Genomic DNA, 17241 nt, shown 5'->3' on the forward strand with positions numbered 1-17241 from the left:
CTTCCAAATTTGTGCCGGATGGTCCCGGATTTCCTGCAGCCGATGGGCGCGCCAGCGCTGCGGCGGGCCAGCTGCCCGGCCCGGCCGCCATCGTCGTCAGCGGTCTTGCCAAGCGCGTGGCGGACGCCAGCGGCGAACTGACGATCCTGCATGAGGTGGATTTTACCGTGCAACGGGCTGAGACGCTTGCCATCGTCGGCGCCTCGGGCTCCGGCAAGTCTACCTTGCTGGGCTTGCTGGCAGGGCTGGATGCGCCAAGCGCCGGCAAGGTACTGCTCGACGGCGTCGATATCTATGCGCTCGATGAAGACGGCCGCGCCGCGCTGCGCAAGGAAAAGCTCGGCTTCGTGTTCCAGTCTTTCCAGCTGCTGGCGCATCTGACTGCCCTCGAAAACGTCATGCTGCCGCTGGAACTGGCCGGCGCGGCGGACGCGCGCGCCAGGGCCGAAGCCATGCTGGCGCGTGTGGGCCTGTCCTCGCGGCTCCGGCATTATCCGAAGTACCTGTCCGGCGGCGAGCAGCAGCGCGTGGCGCTGGCGCGCGCCTTCGTCGGCGCGCCGCCGCTGCTGTTTGCCGACGAGCCGACCGGCAGCCTCGACGCCGCTACCGGCAACGCCGTGATCGAACTGATGTTCGAGCTCAATCGCCAGCACGGCTCGACACTGGTGCTGGTCACGCACGATCAATCGATGGCCGCGCGCTGCGGCCGCACGATCACCATCGCCGCCGGGCGGCTGGTGTGAGCAGGGGAACACGCATGGATACCACGAATAACAACGCTATCAAATTCCGCGCGCGCTGGCGCACCGGCGCGGTCGGCGCCGTGCTGGCCCTGGCCGTCGCCGGCGCGTTTGCGCAGGGATCGCGGCCAGCGGCAGCCGCTGCGGCACCAGCATTGCCCACGATGAGCGCCGAGCAGTGGCGCCAGGCTGCCGTGGCCGATGTCGAAGCGGCCTATCTGACCACGCTGGACGACCATCCGGGCACGGTCGATCCGGCCAACCCGGACTTTGCCCGCAACCTCGAGAAAGCGCGCGAAGGGGGGCATGCGCTCGCTGCCAGGGTGCGCGATGCGGCCGGCTACGCGGCAGCGCTGCAGCACTTCAACGCCTTGCTCGGCGATGGCCGCGCCGGGGTGGTGCTCAAGGACATGCCGCCCGCACCGCCGCGCTGGCCCGGCTTCATCACGGCCTGGCGCGGCGACAACATGTTCGTGGCCGCCACCACGCCCGGCGGTCCGGCAGTCGGCGCGCGCATTGCCGATTGCGACGGCAAGCCGATCGCACAGCTGGTCGAGACCAACGTGTTCGGTTTCGGCCAGCGCAGCGGCGGCACCGGCCCGTGGTGGACCTTTGCGCCCGATGTCTTCATCGACCAGGGCAACCCCTTCATCACGCTGCCGGTGCAGTGCATCTTCATCGACGAGGGCCGCGAATCGCGCATCACGCTGAGCTGGCGCGCCATGGACGACGCGGCGCGGCGCCTGCGCGACGACAGCTTCAACGGCGTGACCCAGCCGATCGGCATCAGCACCCCGCGCCCCAAACTGTACTGGTTCGCGCTGCCCACGTTCCAGCCCGGCGAGACCGAACGCGCGGCTTACCACGCCATGCTGGCCGAAGCCCAGGCCAGCCGCCCGCGCTACCTCGAGGCCGATGCGCTGGTGATCGACCTGCGCGGCAACCAGGGCGGCGACGCCGGCTGGGCGCTGAAGCTGGCGCGGACACTGTGGGGCGAGGCGCGCGTGAACCGCCGCGTCAAGGTGGCGCAGGCGCGGCAGGCCGTGCTGTGGCGCGCCTCGTTCGGCAATATCGCCTACACGTCGTTCGAATCGGCCCAGTTGACCGACAAGCAGCGCAGCCAGCTCGGCTACGACCCGGCCGTCATCAGCCAGGGCATGCTGGCGGCCCAGTCGCGCGATGAAAAATTCTATCCCGATCCGGCCCGCCGCGACGCGGTCAGCGACAGCGACCGCGCCGAGAACCTGCCCGGCGATCCGCCGCCGCTGACCCGGCCCGTGTACGTGGTGGTGCCGGGCCAGTGCACCGGCGCCTGCCTCGAAGCGCTCGACGTGTTCTCGCTGTTCCCCAACACCAAGCGGATCGGTGCGCCCAGCGCGGCCGATTCGTCGTACACCGGCATCCGGCTCGAACCGCTCAAGTCGGGCCTGGCCTCGGTGATCGTGCCGTCCAGGGTGGTGGTGAACCGCCCGCGCAGCGTGACCACGTTCTACACGCCCGCCATCGCGGTCAATGACCTCGAATGGTCGCAGCGCGCCTTCCTGAAAGCGATCGAAGCCGACCTGGTGCGCCGGTGAAGCCGCTGCGCCCGGTGTGACGGGCGGCGTGCACGCGATCATGGATGCGCTCGCTGCCGGCTTCGGCGTCTTCCTGGTATTCCTGCGCCTGGGCCTGACCTCGTTCGGCGGCCCGGTCGCCCACCTCGGCTACTTCCACGATGAATTCGTTGTGCGGCGGCGCTGGCTCACGCCGGCCGCGTACGCCGACCTGGTGGCGCTGTGCCAGTTCCTGCCCGGACCGGCCAGCAGCCAGGTCGGCATGGGGCTGGGCCTGGCGCGCGCCGGTTACGCCGGCGCACTGGGCGCCTGGGCCGGCTTCACGCTGCCATCGGCCGTGCTGCTGATCGGCTGCGCAACCGGCATGGCCAGCCATGGCGCGTGGTTGCCGGCCGGCGTGCTGCACGGCCTGAAGGTGGCCGCCGTGGCGGTCGTCGCGCAAGCGGTGTGGGGCATGGGCCGCAAGCTGTGCACCGACGTGCCGCGCGTGCTGCTGATGGCCGCTGCCGCCGCTTGCGTGGTGCTGGTGCCGTCGGCGTGGGGGCAGGTGCTCGTGATTGCCGCGGCGGGCATCCTGGGCATCCTGGGCAGCTTGCGCCGGCTGTCGGTGACGCCAGCCACAGCGGGCGCTGGCGAACAGCAGCCGGCGCCGCTCAGCCGGCGCGCCGGCGTCCTATGGCTGCTGCTGTTCGTGCTGCTGCTGGTCGGCTTGCCGATGGCCGCGCGCGACCTGCAGGCGCCGCCGCTGGCCATGGCGGCAGCGTTCTACCGCAGCGGTGCCCTGGTGTTCGGCGGCGGGCACGTCGTGCTGCCGCTGCTGCAGGCCGAGGTGGTGACCACCGGCTGGGTGAATCAGCAGACCTTTTTGGCCGGCTACGGTCTGGCGCAGGCGGTGCCCGGGCCGCTGTTCACGTTTGCCGGATTCCTGGGCGCTGCGGCGACGATCGCGCCGGCGGGCTGGCTCGGTGGCGCGATGTGCCTGCTGGCGATCTTCACGCCATCCTTCCTGCTGCTGGCCGGCGCCTTGCCGTTCTGGCACCACCTGAGACATAGCCGGCGCGCGCAGGGCGCGCTGGCGGGCATGAACGCCGCCGTGGTGGGCGTGCTGCTGGCGGCGCTGGTCGATCCCGTATGGACCGGCGCCATCCACGCCTGGCCGGACCTGGCGCTCGCGGCCCTGGCGCTGGCCGCGCTGAGCTGGTGGAGGCTGCCGCCGTGGCTGGTGGTGCTTGCCTGCGCCGCGGCCGGGTGGTGCAGCGTCGCGTGGCCGCTCAGCTGACCTGGCGATTGACCATCCCATTGACCTGGTCATTGAGCAGGCGGCGGATCGCCGGTATCAGTTCGCCGGCCGTCATGCCGACCGGTCCGATGCCCGTCTCGACCAGATGGTCTGCCGCCGCGCCGTGCAGCCATACGGCCGCCAGCGCGGCCGGCCATGGCGGACAGCCTTGCGCCAGCAGGGCGCTGCACAAGCCGGACAGCACGTCGCCGGTGCCGGCCGTGGCCAGCGCCGGGTTGCCGGTGGGGTTGATCACGCAATCGCCGTCGGGGGCGGCAATCACCGTGCCCGAACCCTTCAAGACCACCACTGCCTGCAGCCGCGCTGCCAGCGTGCGGGCGGCCGCCACCCGGTCCGCCTGCACGGCCGCCACCTCGACGCCGAGCAGGCGCGCCGCTTCCAGCGGGTGGGGCGTCAACACGGTGGCGTGAGCGGGCCGGTCATGTCGACCCGGGCGCGCCGGTGCAGGGTGTGCAGGTTGGACGGGGCGTGCAGGGTGTGCGGGATGTGCAGGTTGGGCGGGTTGCGGGGTGTGCCCGGCTTGCGCGGTAGCGCCGGCTCGGCTGGCGGCGTCGGTGTGCCCGGTCTGACCGACGCGCCCAGCGCTATCGCTGCGGCGGGCAACGGCCGTCTGCAGCGAGGTATCGCGGGCCAGCAGGTTGAGGGCGTCCGCGTCGATCAGCAGCGCGCTGCTGCTGGCAATGGCGCGCTTCAACAGCCCGGTGGCCATGGCCGAGTCGCCGAGACCGGGACCGATGGCCAGCGTTGCCTGGTCCAGGTCATAACCTTCGGCCAGGCGGCACATCAGTTCCGGCTGGCCGCTGTCGGCCGGCAGCGCGTCGTCCGGGTACAGCACATAGACCCGTCCCGCACCGGCGTGCAGCGCGGTGCGCGCGGACAAAATGGGCGCGCCGCGCATGCCGTGAGCGCCGCCGATCACGGCCACGCTGCCGTAAGTGCCCTTGTGACCGCTGTGACGGCGCGCGTGCAGGTGCGGCCGGAACAAGGCCTCCTGGTTCAGCTGCATCCGCGCGGGGGGCAGCGACGGCAACGCCGCGTCGCCATGCCGGTCCTGCTCCGCCAAGAGTGGCGCCACCGCGACCACGCCGGCGTGATCGCGCCCCTCGTTGGTGTGCAGGCCCGGCTTGTCGCCGATGAAGGTGAGGGTATGGCTGGCGCGCAGCGCGACGCCATTGGGACCGACCACGGCGCCGGTATCGGCATCGAGCCCGCTCGGCACGTCCAGCGCCAGGACCGGGCACCCGAGCCGGTTGACCGCCTGCACCAGGTCGCGCGCCGCGCCGGTGATCGGGCGCGTCAGCCCGATGCCGAACAGGCCGTCGATCACTAGCCCCCAGCCGTCGGCGCGGGACTGGCGGCTGTCGCAACGGGACCGTGCGGCGGGCTGTACATCGCGAGGCCTGGCGGGCTGCGTCATCGCCTGGCCATCGTCCTGCATAACAGGCTGCGCAGTGTCCTGCCTTCCTGACTGCGCATTTGTCCGCCGAGCGGCCTGCACCTCGAACTGCATCAGGGACTGCGCCTCGGCCGACGTCAGCGCGATGAGGCGTGCGGCGCTGCGTTGCGCCCGCTGCCAGGCTGCCGTGCGCTCGGGCGACTGCGCGCCGGCCGGCGCGCTGTGCAGCACGGTGACAGGCAGGCCTGCCTCGGCCAGCAGCGCTGCGGCTTCGAGCGCATCGCCGCCGTTGTTGCCGGGACCGGCCAGCACCAGTATCGGCGTGGCAGCTGCAGCCGACGCCGAGGATGCAGCGGGAGCGAGCAGCGTGCGGGCAAGTGCGGCGGCGGCCTGTCCGGCACGGCGCATCAAGGCGCCCTCGGGCAAAGTGGCAGCGGCCGCGCGTTCGACGGCGCGGATGTCGGCGGTGCAGTAAAGTGGTTTCATCGCCTCATCTTAGCACCGGCCAGCGCGCATCTTGTGTTGGGTGGCTGACCGAACACGCACTACAATGGCGGCTTCGAGCATCGAGACGAGGCAGGGATGGACTGGCAATTCTGGATCGACCGTGGCGGCACTTTTACCGACATCGTGGCGCTGGCGCCCGACGGCAGGCTCCGCACGCTCAAGCTGCTCTCCGAAAATCCCGAATACTATGCCGATGCCGCCATCGCCGGCATCCGCCAGCTGCTCGGCGTGGCGGCGCACGAGGCGATCCCGGTCGAACGGATCGCCGCGGTCAAGATGGGCACCACGGTGGCCACCAACGCGCTGCTCGAGCGCAAGGGCGAACCGACCGTGCTGGCCATCACGCGCGGGTTCGGCGATGCGCTGCGCATCGCCTACCAGAACCGTCCGCGCCTGTTCGACCGCCAGATCGTGCTGCCCGAGCTGCTGTACACGGAGGTGATCGAGGTTGACGAGCGCATCGGCGCCCACGGCGACACGGTCGTGCCGCTCGACCTGGCGGCAGCCCGTGCCGCGTTGCAGGCCGCCTACGACCGTGGCCTGCGGTCGCTGGCCATCGTCTTCATGCACGGCTACCGCTACCACGCGCACGAGAACCGCGTGGCGGACGCCGCGCGCGCCATCGGCTACACCCAGGTCTCGGTGTCGCACCAGGCCAGTCCCCTGATGAAGCTGGTCGCGCGCGGCGACACCACGGTGGTCGATGCCTATCTGTCGCCGATCCTGCGCCGCTACGTGGACCTGGTGGCATCCGAGCTGCCGGGCGTGAATGTGCAGTTCATGCAGTCGTCGGGCGGCCTGACCGATGCGCGCGCCTTCCAGGGCAAGGACAGCATCCTGAGCGGGCCGGCCGGCGGCATCGTCGGCATGGTGCGCGCCAGCCAGCTGGCCGGTTTCGACAAGGTGATCGGCTTCGACATGGGCGGCACCTCCACCGATGTGTCGCATTTTTCGGGCGAGTTCGAACGCGTGTTCGAGACCCAGGTGGCCGGCGTGCGCATGCGCGCGCCGATGATGAGCATCCACACGGTGGCTGCCGGCGGCGGCTCGCTGCTGCACTTCGACGGCAGCCGCTACCGGGTGGGCCCGGACAGCGCCGGCGCCAACCCGGGACCGGCCAGCTACCGGCGCGGCGGCCCGCTGGCGGTCACCGACTGCAACGTCATGCTGGGCAAGATACAGCCCGAGCACTTCCCGCACCTGTTCGGCGCCGACGGCCGCCAGCCGCTGGACGCGCAGACGGTGCGGGTGCGCTTCGTCGAGCTGGCGGCGCGCATTGCCGCCGCCACCGGCAAGCCCACCACGCCCGAGAAGGTGGCCGCAGGCTTCCTCGATATCGCAGTCGGCAACATGGCCAACGCGATCAAGCAGATCTCGGTGCAGCGCGGCCACGACGTGACCGGCTACGCGCTCACCAGCTTCGGCGGCGCCGGCGGCCAGCACGCCTGCCAGGTGGCAGATGCGCTGGGCATGAAGACGGTGTTCGTGCACACGCTGGCCGGCGTGATGTCGGCCTACGGCATGGGACTGGCCGACCAGTCCAGCATGCGCGAGGCCGCAGTGGAAGCGCGGCTCGATCCCGCTGCGCTGCCCGAACTCGAAGCGCGGCTGCACGCGCTGGGCCGGCAGGCTGACGCCGATCTGCTGCACCAGGGCGTGGCGCCCGAGCGCATCACCCTGATCGAGCGCATCCACCTGCGCTACGAGGGCACCGACACCGCCCTGATCGTGCTGTACGACCGGAGCGACGGCATCGACGGCATCGACGGCATCGACAGCATGCGCGCCCGGTTCGAAGCGGCCTACCGCAAGCGCTACTCGTTCCTGATGGAGGGCAGGGCGCTGATCGTGGAAGCGGTGTCGGTGGAGGCGGTCGGCGCGTCCGACGCGCCGCCTGAAACGCCGCCCGCACCACGGACGGCAGCGGCTCCGGTTCCGGCTGCGACGGTGCCGATGTACGTCGGCGGCCAGTGGTTGCAAACTGGCTTGTACCAGCGCGCGCACATTGCGGCCGGCGCCGTCATCGACGGCCCGGCCATCATCGCCGAGGCCAACGCCACCACCATCGTCGAAGCGGGCTGGCGCGCCGAGGCCACGCCGCACGGCCACCTGGTCCTGCGCCGCGTGGTGGCGCTGCCGGCGCAGCGGGCGATCGGCACCAGCGCCGACCCGGTCATGCTCGAAATTTTCAACAACCTGTTCATGTCGATCGCCGAGCAGATGGGACTGCGGCTGCAAAACACCGCGTACTCGGTCAACATCAAGGAGCGGCTCGATTTCAGCTGCGCGATCTTCGACGCCGACGGCAACCTGATCGCCAACGCGCCGCACATGCCGGTGCACCTCGGCTCCATGGGCGAGAGCATCAAGACCGTCATGCGCGACAATGCCGGCCGCATGCGGCCCGGCGACGTGTTCATGCTCAACGATCCTTACAACGGCGGCACCCACCTGCCCGACGTGACGGTGATCTCGCCCGTGTTCGACGCGGCCGGCAGCGAGATCCTGTTCTACGTCGGCTCGCGCGGCCACCACGCCGACATCGGCGGCACCACGCCCGGCTCGATGCCGCCGGACTCGCGCACGATCGATGAAGAGGGCGTCCTGATCAGCAATTTCAAGCTGGTGGACGGCGTGGACGGCGGCCGGCTGCGCGAAACGGAAACGCGGGCGCTGCTGGCCGGTGCGCGCCACCCGGCGCGCAATCCCGACCAGAACCTGGCCGACCTGCGCGCCCAGGTGGCCGCCAACCAGAAGGGCGTGGACGAACTGCGCAAGATGGTCGACCATTTCGGCCTCGATGTGGTGCGCGCCTACATGGGCCACGTGCAGGACAACGCGGAAGAGGCGGTGCGGCGCGTGATCGGCGCCCTGCACGACGGCAGCTACCGGCTGCAGCTCGACAACGGCGCCCGCATCGAGGTCGCCGTGACGGTCGATCGCGACACGCGCAGCGCCACCATCGACTTCACCGGCACCTCGCCCCAGCTCGACAACAACTTCAACGCGCCGTGGGCGGTGTGCATGGCGGCCGTGCTGTACGTGTTCCGCACCCTGGTCGATGACGACATCCCGCTCAATGCCGGCTGCCTGAAGCCGCTGCGCGTGGTGATACCGCCCGGTTCCATGCTCAATCCCCATTACCCGGCCTCGGTCGTCTCGGGCAACGTCGAAACCTCGACCTGCATCACCAACGCGCTGTACGGCGCCCTGGGCGTGATGGCGGCGGCCCAGGGCACGATGAACAATTTCACGTTCGGCAACGCCCGGCACCAGTATTACGAGACCATCAGCGGCGGCTCCGGCGCCGGCCCCGGCTTTGACGGCGTGAGCGTGGTGCAGACCAATATGACCAACTCGCGCCTGACCGATCCCGAGATCCTGGAATTCCGCTTCCCGGTCCGGCTCGAGAGCTACCGCATCCGCGCCGGCAGCGGCGGCGCCGGCCAGTGGCGCGGCGGTGACGGCGGCGTGCGCACCGTGCGCTTCCTGGAACCGATGACGGCAGCGATCCTGTCCAACAACCGCATTTACCCGCCGTTCGGCATGGCCGGCGGCCACCCGGGCGCGCTGGGCCGCAACACCGTGCTGCGGGCGGACGGTGCGGTCGAGCAGCTGGGCCACATCGGCAAGGCCGACATGGCGGCCGGCGACGTCTTCGTGATCGAAACCCCGGGCGGGGGCGGCTACGGCACGGTCTTGCCGTGAAATGACTCAGGCCGACGTGGCGATGCCGTACTTGCGCTGGGTGTGCTGGTACTGCGCCACCAGCGCGTCGAGTGCCGGGTGGCTGGCGTCAATCTTGCGCATGCGCTCGATCAGGTAGGCGGCCTGGTCGGCCAATGGCGCTTCCCAGCCGGCCGCGTCGAGCTGCCCGAGCATGGCCGAGGCGGTGGCCGGCAGCAGCGCCATGTTGGCCGGGGCCTTGCGCAGGCCGGCGTTGAGGGCGTCCAGCGCTGCGCGCAAGTCGCCCTGCGCGCGTTTTTCCGCCGCATGGGCCAGCAGTTCGCCGACCTGCATCCTGATCTGCTCGCCCATGCCCTGCGCCAGGTCGTGGCGACCGGCCTGTTCGAATACCGCGACCGCCTCGTCCATCGACACGCCGCTGGCGTCGTCGTTCATCAGGTCCAGCATCACCGACGATGCCTGCTGGTCGAGCTTGACATCGAGGCAGCGTTGCACCAGGTCGAGCTTGAGGCCGCTCGACAGGCTGCGCGTGTTGCCGAGGTTGTTGACGGCCAGCGTCAGTTCGGTCGCCGCAGCGCCGAGGTTGCCGACCATCTGCTGCACCATGCCGGCCGCGATGGCGCGGCAGGTCTCGGTGTCGGCATTGCTGCGCAGCGAGCGCTCCATGTCGCGGATCACGTTGCCGGCCTGGTGGGCGTCGCCCTTCTTGACCAGCGTCTTGACCAGCTTGAGATGGTCTTCGGGATCGCGGAACTCGGAATACCGCGCCTTCGACACCACCTGCTTGAATGCCCGCTCGGCTGCGCCGACGTCGCCGCTGGCGTAGGCCACCTCGCCGAGGTGACGCAGCCGGCGCACCATGTGCGGTGAAATCTCGACCGCGTCTTCGAGCACCTTTTTGGCCGACTGCTGCTGGCCCAGCGCCTGCAGGGTGCGCGCCAGCACGTCGTAGGCCGCCATGAAGCTGGGGTGCTCCTGCAGCAGCGCGGTCAGGGTTTGCTGGGCTTCCGCCAGCTTGCCCAGGCCGAACTGGCAGCGCGCCAGGCCCAGCCTGGCCCAGGCGGTGGGGCGGGTCAGCAGCAGTGCCTGGTACACGAATTCGGCTTCGGCAAGATCGTCGATCGACACCAGCAGTTCGGCGCGCAGGCGGGCGTAATCGGCGCCGTAGCGCGGATTGGCCTGTTCGCCTTCCCGGCAGCTGGCAATCGCGGCGCGGACATCGCCGGCCGCCACCTGCCGGTAGACGGGCCAGAAGATGTCGCGCCGCTCGACGGCACGGCGGATGCGCTGCAGCAGGGCATCGACGGTAAACGGTTTGAGCACGTAATCGGTGGGCGCCAGCTCCACCGCGCCGATCACGCGGCTGTACACGCCTTCGGACGTGATCATGATGAAGATGCTCCACGGCGCAATCAGGCGGTGGTGGCGCAGGTCTTCCAGCAGCTGCTGGCCATCCTGGCCGCTGTTCTCGTTGCCGTTGCCAAGGTCGTACTCGCACAACACGATGTCGAACTGGCGCTTGCTCAGCTGGCGGATGGCCGTGCCGGAACCGACCGCATACTCGATGCGGGTGATCTCGCACTGGTTCAGCATATTGTGCAGGCTGCCGCGCATGCCCGGGTTCGGGTCCACGATCAGTACCGACAGTTCGCTATAGTCCGCCATAGTCAGCCATATTCAGCCATATTCAGCCATGTTTTCCATCCGTTCAGGTGATCCCAGCATACCCGAACGGCGCCGCGATCATGCATTTTTGCCCGAAACGGCGCTGTTTTCAGCTTTAAACGTTGCTTGGCGAATACTTCATGGACGTGGCAGCCGGCATTCTGGCGCTGTCTCCGCAGGGTGGGAACGGGTATAATGCGCGCAAAAGGATTTCTGCAAGCTGTAGCCCGTGTTTAATTTTCGCCGCTTTCACCCGCTTTGACCCGCCTTGATCTTTTAATCCGCAGCCACGCTGCATCAACGACCTCTCAATCATGTTGATACTTCCGGGCTCCAATGCCCTGTCCGCTTTCCGCAGCCAACGCCTGTTAAATCAACTGCAAGCCGTGCTTCCCCAGGTTGCCGCAGTCCAGGCCCGCTATGTCCACTTCATCGATGCCGCCCAGCCGCTGTCGGCCGAGGATACCAGCCGCCTCGGCGCGCTGCTGACCTACGGCGAGCCGGCCCGGGAAGACAATGCGGAAGGTGCGGTCGAGGAGTTCTTCGTGATCCCGCGTTTCGGCACCATTTCGCCGTGGGCGTCGAAGGCCACCGACATCGTGCACAACTGCGGCATGACCGACATCCGGCGCGTCGAGCGCGGCATCGCGTTCCGCATCAACCTCAAAAGCGGCATACTCGGCAGCAGCATCGGCGCGCCGAAAAAACTGTCGGAGGACGACGTGCAGACCGTGGCCGGCCTGCTGCACGACCGCATGACCGAATCGGTGCTGCGCCACCCGGACGAAGCGGCCGGACTGTTCCGCACGCTCGACGCGAAGCCGCTGGAAACGGTGGATGTGATCGGCAGGGGCGCTGCCGCGCTGGAGCAGGCGAATACCGACCTCGGCCTGGCCATGTCGCACGACGAGATCGAGTACCTGGACGCCGCGTTCACGCGCGCCGGCCGCAATCCGACCGATGTCGAACTGATGATGTTCGCCCAGGCCAACAGCGAACATTGCCGTCACAAGATCTTCAACGCCGACTGGACCATCGACGGCGTGGCGCAGCCCAAGTCGCTGTTCGGCATGATCAAGAACACCCACCAGCTGCAGCCGAAGGGCACGGTGGTGGCCTACAGCGACAACTCGTCGATCATGGAAGGCGCGCACGTGATGCGCTTCTTCCCGCAGGGCGCGGCCCACGAGTATGCGCCGCTCAGCGAGCTGACCCATACCCTGATGAAGGTGGAAACCCACAACCACCCGACCGCCATCTCGCCGTTCCCGGGCGCTTCCACCGGCGCCGGCGGCGAGATCCGCGACGAGGGCGCCACCGGCCGCGGCGCCAAGCCGAAAGCGGGCCTGGCCGGCTTCACCGTCTCCAACCTGCTGCTGCCGGGCGCCGTGCAGCCGTGGGAGGTCGATGCCGACGGCAAGGCGTACGGCAAGCCCGAACGCATCGCCTCGCCACTGCAGATCATGATCGACGGCCCGCTCGGCGGCGCCGCATTCAGCAACGAATTCGGCCGCCCGGTACTGGGCGGCTACTTCCGCACCTACGAACAGAATGTCTCCGCCCAGTTCGGCGAGGCGACCGTGTTCGGTTACCACAAGCCGATCATGATCGCGGGCGGCATCGGCAACATCTCGGCCCAGCACACGCACAAGAACGATATCCCGGTCGGCAGCCTGCTGGTGCAGCTCGGCGGTCCCGGCATGCGCATCGGCATGGGCGGCTCGGCCGCCTCGTCGATGGCCACCGGCACCAACACGGCCGACCTGGACTTCGACTCGGTCCAGCGCGGCAACCCGGAAATGGAGCGCCGCGCCCAGGAAGTGATCAACGGCTGCTGGCAGCTCGGTGCCGACAATCCGATCATCTCGATCCACGACGTCGGCGCCGGCGGCCTGTCGAACGCTTTCCCGGAAATCACCAACGATGCCAAGCGCGGCGCGATTTTCGACTTGCGCAAGATTCCGCTCGAAGAGAGCGGCATGGCGCCGAAAGAAATCTGGTCCAACGAATCGCAGGAGCGCTACGTGCTGGCGATTGCACCAGAGAGCCTGCCGCTGTTCCAGGCGCTATGCGAGCGCGAGCGCTGCCTGTTTGCCGTGGTCGGCACCGCGACCGAGGAGCGCCAGCTCAAGCTGATCGATCCCGAACTGGGCAACAACCCGGTCGACATGCCGATGGACGTCCTGCTCGGCAAGCCGCCGAAGATGCAGCGCGACGTGCAGCACGTGGCGCGCGAGCTGCCGGCGCTGGACCTGACCAGCATCGACCTGGCCGAGGCGGCCAAACGCGTGTTGCTGCTGCCGACGGTGGGCGACAAATCGTTCCTGATCACCATCGGCGACCGCACCGTGGGCGGCATGTCGGTGCGCGACCAGATGGTGGGCCCGTGGCAGGTGCCGGTCGGCGACTGCGCCGTCACCACCATGAGCTTCGAGGGCTACCTGGGCGAAGCGATGGCGATGGGCGAGCGTACGCCGCTGGCCGTGATCGACGCTGCCGCCTCGGGCCGCATGGCGGTGGCCGAAGCGATCACCAATATCGCTGCCGCGCCGATCGCCGACATTTCCGACATCAAGCTGTCGGCCAACTGGATGGCCGCCTGCGGCCAGCCGGGCCAGGACGCTGCGCTGTACGACACCGTCAAGGCGGTCGGCATGGAGCTGTGCCCGGCGCTCGGGATCAGCATCCCGGTCGGCAAGGATTCGCTGTCGATGCGCACCACCTGGCAAGACGACGGCGAGGCCAAGGCCGTGCTGTCGCCGGTGTCGCTGATCGTCTCGGCCTTTGCCCCGGTCTATGATGTGCGCAAGTCGCTGACGCCGCAGATCAACACCGAGGCCGGCGACACCGCCATCATCCTGATCGACCTCGGTCGCGGCAAGAACCGCCTGGGCGCCTCGGCGCTGTCGCTGGTGCTGAACCAGCTCGGCAACGAAACCCCTGACGTAGACAGCCCGGACGACCTGAAAGGCTTCTTCGCAGCGATCCAGCAACTGAACCGCGACGGCAAGCTGCTGGCCTACCATGACCGCTCCGACGGCGGCCTGTTCGGCACCCTCGCCGAGATGGCGTTTGCCGGCCGTGCCGGCCTGTCGATCAACCTCGACATCCTGACACTGGAGCAGGGCCACGGCGCCGACCAGGGCGACGCCAAGAACTGGGCCGGCCAGATCGCCGAGCGCCGCAACGAGCAGACGCTGCGCGCGCTGTTCTCGGAAGAGCTGGGCGCCGTGATCCAGGTGCGCGCCGAGGAAAAATCGCAGGTCATGGACGTGCTGCGCAGCTTCAACCTCGGCGCCTGCAGCCACATCATCGGCAAGCCGAACGACCGCGGCGTGATCGAATTCACCCGCGACGCCAAGCTGATCTACAGCCAGCCGCGCAGCGCGCTGCACCGCCTGTGGAGCGAGACCAGCTGGCGTATCGCCCGCCTGCGCGACAATCCGGCCTGCGCCGACGCCGAATACGACCGCCTGCTCGACGAACAGGATCCGGGCATGCAGCCGAAGGTCGGCTTCGACCTGGCCGACAATGTCGCCGCGCCATTCCTGGCGACCGGCGTGCGGCCGCGCGTGGCCATCCTGCGCGAGCAGGGCGTCAACTCGCACATCGAAACCGCTTACGTGATGCACCTGGCCGGCTTTACCGCGGTGGACGTCCACATGAGCGACCTGATTGCCGGCCGCGCCAGGCTCGACGACTTCCAGGGCATCATCGCCGTCGGTGGTTTCTCGTACGGCGACGTGCTGGGCGCCGGCGAGGGCTGGGCCAAGACCATCCTGTTCAACAGCGCGTTGTCGGAGCAGTTCGCCCGCTTCTTTGCCCGCAGCGACAGTTTCGGCCTCGGCGTGTGCAACGGCTGCCAGATGATGAGCAACCTGAAATCGATGATCCCGGGCGCCCATGCCTGGCCGAAGTTCACCACGAATAAATCGGAAAAGTTCGAAGCCCGGTTCTCAATGGTGGAGGTGCTGGACTCGCCGTCGATCTTCTTCCAGGGCATGGCCGGCACCCAGACGCCGATCGCGATCGCCCACGGCGAAGGCTATGCCGACTTCAGCCAGACAGGCAACGTCAGCGAAGCCGTGGCAGCAATGCGCTTCATCGACAACCGCGGCGCCGCCACCGAAGCCTATCCGTACAACCCCAACGGTTCGCCGCAGGGCATCACCTCGGTCACCACGAACGACGGCCGCTTCACGGTCATGATGCCGCACGCCGAGCGGGTATTCCGCACGGTCCAGCACTCCTGGCACCCGGCAGGTTGGGGCGAGGAATCGCCATGGATGCGCATGTTCCGCAATGCGCGCAAGTTCATCGGCTAACGCACGTTAGCCGATCACCAGGCCGGGCCCTGCGCAAGCAGCGGCCCGGTTTTTTTATGGCATCCGGTGGAGAAGGGCACGCTGACAATGCTGCGCGCCCGCTGTCGGCGCGCAAAACAATCGCCGCGCGCCAGGAACTGGCGTGTACATGCCAGTTTGTGGTCGCTACCAGATGTTCGTCAACGGGTGCGCGACCGCGAACAAGCGATAACGCTTGAATGCCAATGCGGGAAAGGCAACCCGTAAACGACAACGCCCGGCACGAGGCCGGGCGCTACTGCTCCGTTGGCAGCCTTGGGCTGCCGCGTTGATGCTTACTGCACCTTGGCTTTCTTGATCAGCTCGTCGCGGTAGGCAGCGATTTTACCTTGCTGCATCTGCTGGGCGATCTGGCCCTTGACTTGCTCGAACGGTGGGAACTGCACATCGCGCGGTGCTTCGTCCAGCTTGATCACGTGATAGCCGAACTCGGTCTTGACCGGGGTTTCGGTGATTGCGCCCGGTTTCAGGGCCACCATCGCATCGGCAAATGGCTTGACCAGTTTGCCTGGCGACATCCAGCCGAGGTCGCCGCCGTTGTTGGCGGAACCGTCTTTCGAAACCTTGGCCAGTTCTTCGAACTTACCGCCGGCTTTGAGCTTGGCGATAATATCCTTGGCTTCCTGTTCGGTGGCCACCAGAATATGGCGCGAGTGGTATTCCTTGCCGCCGTTGGCTGCCTTGTATTTATCGTACTCGGCTTTGATATCGGCGTCCTTGACCGGATTCTTTTTCACGTAATCGGCCAGCATGGCGTTGATGGTAATACTCTGGCTGGCGTTATCGATGGCGGCTTTGACGTCGGGCTTGTTGCCATAACCTTGCTTATTCGCTTCCTGCAGCAGCACTTCGCGGCCGATCAATTCTTTCTTGACCATTTCGCGCAATTGCGGGCTGTCCGGTTGCTGGCCCTGGGCCACGACTTGTTTGACCATCTGGTCTGCCTTGGCGGCCGGAATGGCTTTGCCATTGACGGTAGCGAGATTTTGAGCAAAAGCGGGCGCTGCGGTAACAGCGATCATGGCTAACAGCAGACGGGCTGGTTTCAACATCATTATGTAAATCCTTTAAAAGCTTGAGATTGCACTTGGGCGCGCATATTACCGACTTAGAAAAACGGCGCCCAGTGGGGCGCCGCCTGCATAACATTACTGCACTTTTGCCTTCTTGACCAGTTCTTCCTGGTAGGCTTGCACTTTCTTCTGCATCAGGCCTTCCTGTACCTGGCCTTTGACTTCTTCCAGCGGCGGCAGTTTCACGGCGCGGGTGTCATCGACCTTAATCACGTGCCAGCCGTTCGGCGTTTGCACCGGCTTCTCGGTCACGCCACCTTTTTGCAGGTTGACGAATGCTTGCGAGAACACGGGTGGGAACGACGACGGGGTCGCCCAGTCCAGGTCGCCACCATTGGCTGCCGAGCCGGTGTCTTTCGACTGCTTGGCCAGGTCTTCGAACTTGGCGCCGCCCTTGAGCTTGGCGATCACGTCGTTGGCTTCGGCTTCGGTGCCGAGCAGGATGTGCCGCACGTGGTACTCTTTTTCTGCCGACGCGGCAGCCACGGCCTTGTCGTACTCTGCCTTGACGTCGGCGTCCGATACGGGATTTTTCTTGACGTAATCCATCACCAGTGCGTTGGTGATGATTTGCTGGCGCGCGTTTTCGATCTGTTCCTTGACGGCAGCGCTCTTGCCGTAGCCTTGTTTTTCGGCTTCCTGCATCAAGACTTCGCGGCCGATCAGGTCTTTCTTGATCAGTTCGCGCAGCTGCGGCGAATCCGGTTGCTGACCTTGAGCGACGACCTGCTTGACGACGGCGTCAACACGCGAGCTCGGGATGGCTTTGCCATTAACAACGGCAACATTTTGTGCGAATGCAGGTACGGCGGCAACGGCGAGAAGTGCAATCAGCAAACGGGCTGGCTTGAAAGTCATTATTGATTCCTGTAGGGGGAAAATTGAGCGAAAACCGGCGGAGGGAGTTAGATCTGCTATCTGTTTTTTTAGTTCAGCTTTTATCGTCGATTATT

At 67.4% G+C, this 17241-nt stretch carries 9 protein-coding genes; 5 read left to right on the top strand and 4 right to left on the bottom strand.

Annotated elements, in window-relative coordinates; genetic code table 11:
- Window positions 1–11: 11 nt before the first annotated feature.
- Genes ASF61_RS19840 through chrA form a run of 3 tightly spaced genes read left to right on the top strand, consistent with a single transcriptional unit; the run spans window position 12 to window position 3575 of the window.
- A complete protein-coding gene (locus tag ASF61_RS19840; protein ID WP_056160005.1) occupies window positions 12–743 on the top strand; it encodes an ABC transporter ATP-binding protein in 732 nt (243 codons plus the stop codon).
- Between the two features lie 14 nt (window positions 744–757).
- Complete coding sequence (locus tag ASF61_RS19845; RefSeq protein WP_056160007.1) at window positions 758–2317, top strand: hypothetical protein; 1560 nt, start codon at window positions 758–760, stop codon at window positions 2315–2317.
- 40 nt (window positions 2318–2357) lie between these two features.
- Entirely contained in the window at window positions 2358–3575 is a 1218-nt protein-coding gene (gene chrA, locus ASF61_RS19850) for a chromate efflux transporter (protein ID WP_056160284.1), read from the top strand.
- Here chrA and ASF61_RS19855 read toward each other — a convergent pair.
- A complete protein-coding gene (locus ASF61_RS19855; protein ID WP_056160010.1) occupies window positions 3568–5478 on the bottom strand; it encodes a bifunctional ADP-dependent NAD(P)H-hydrate dehydratase/NAD(P)H-hydrate epimerase in 1911 nt (636 codons plus the stop codon). The two genes, chrA and ASF61_RS19855, sit on opposite strands and share 8 nt — an antisense overlap.
- 96 nt (window positions 5479–5574) lie before the next feature.
- On the opposite strand from ASF61_RS19855, the gene ASF61_RS19860 reads away from it, so the two are divergent.
- A complete protein-coding gene (locus tag ASF61_RS19860; RefSeq protein ID WP_056160013.1) occupies window positions 5575–9207 on the top strand; it encodes a hydantoinase B/oxoprolinase family protein in 3633 nt (1210 codons plus the stop codon).
- A gap of 6 nt (window positions 9208–9213) precedes the next feature.
- Here the strand turns inward: ASF61_RS19860 and ASF61_RS19865 are convergent, their stop codons facing one another.
- A complete protein-coding gene (locus ASF61_RS19865; protein WP_056160017.1) occupies window positions 9214–10851 on the bottom strand; it encodes a response regulator in 1638 nt (545 codons plus the stop codon).
- A gap of 314 nt (window positions 10852–11165) precedes the next feature.
- Between ASF61_RS19865 and purL the strand changes: the two genes are divergently transcribed.
- Entirely contained in the window at window positions 11166–15176 is a 4011-nt protein-coding gene (purL, locus tag ASF61_RS19870; RefSeq protein ID WP_056160021.1) for a phosphoribosylformylglycinamidine synthase, read from the top strand.
- Between the two features lie 314 nt (window positions 15177–15490).
- Here the strand turns inward: purL and ASF61_RS19875 are convergent, their stop codons facing one another.
- Together ASF61_RS19875 and ASF61_RS19880 are read right to left on the bottom strand one after the other, a co-directional pair.
- Window positions 15491–16270, bottom strand: a complete 780-nt coding sequence (locus ASF61_RS19875) for a peptidylprolyl isomerase (RefSeq protein WP_056160024.1) — start codon at window positions 16268–16270, stop codon at window positions 15491–15493.
- Window positions 16271–16363: 93 nt separating this feature from the next.
- Window positions 16364–17146: a peptidylprolyl isomerase gene (locus ASF61_RS19880; RefSeq protein WP_056160027.1), complete on the bottom strand. Its 783-nt coding sequence runs from the start codon at window positions 17144–17146 to the stop codon at window positions 16364–16366.
- Between the last annotated feature and the right edge of the window lie 95 nt (window positions 17147–17241).

Origin of the sequence: Duganella sp. Leaf126 (assembly GCF_001423125.1) — a bacterium.
GTDB lineage: Bacteria > Pseudomonadota > Gammaproteobacteria > Burkholderiales > Burkholderiaceae_D > Rugamonas.

Coding starts and splice junctions, on each gene's coding strand:
- purL (WP_056160021.1), top strand. CDS start 11,166: ATGTTGATACTTCCGGGCTCCAATGCCCTGTCCGCTTTCCGCAGCCAA.
- ASF61_RS19865 (WP_056160017.1), bottom strand. CDS start 10,851: ATGGCGGACTATAGCGAACTGTCGGTACTGATCGTGGACCCGAACCCG.
- ASF61_RS19880 (WP_056160027.1), bottom strand. CDS start 17,146: ATGACTTTCAAGCCAGCCCGTTTGCTGATTGCACTTCTCGCCGTTGCC.
- ASF61_RS19845 (WP_056160007.1), top strand. CDS start 758: ATGGATACCACGAATAACAACGCTATCAAATTCCGCGCGCGCTGGCGC.
- ASF61_RS19855 (WP_056160010.1), bottom strand. CDS start 5,478: ATGAAACCACTTTACTGCACCGCCGACATCCGCGCCGTCGAACGCGCG.
- ASF61_RS19860 (WP_056160013.1), top strand. CDS start 5,575: ATGGACTGGCAATTCTGGATCGACCGTGGCGGCACTTTTACCGACATC.
- ASF61_RS19875 (WP_056160024.1), bottom strand. CDS start 16,270: ATGATGTTGAAACCAGCCCGTCTGCTGTTAGCCATGATCGCTGTTACC.
- chrA (WP_056160284.1), top strand. CDS start 2,358: ATGGATGCGCTCGCTGCCGGCTTCGGCGTCTTCCTGGTATTCCTGCGC.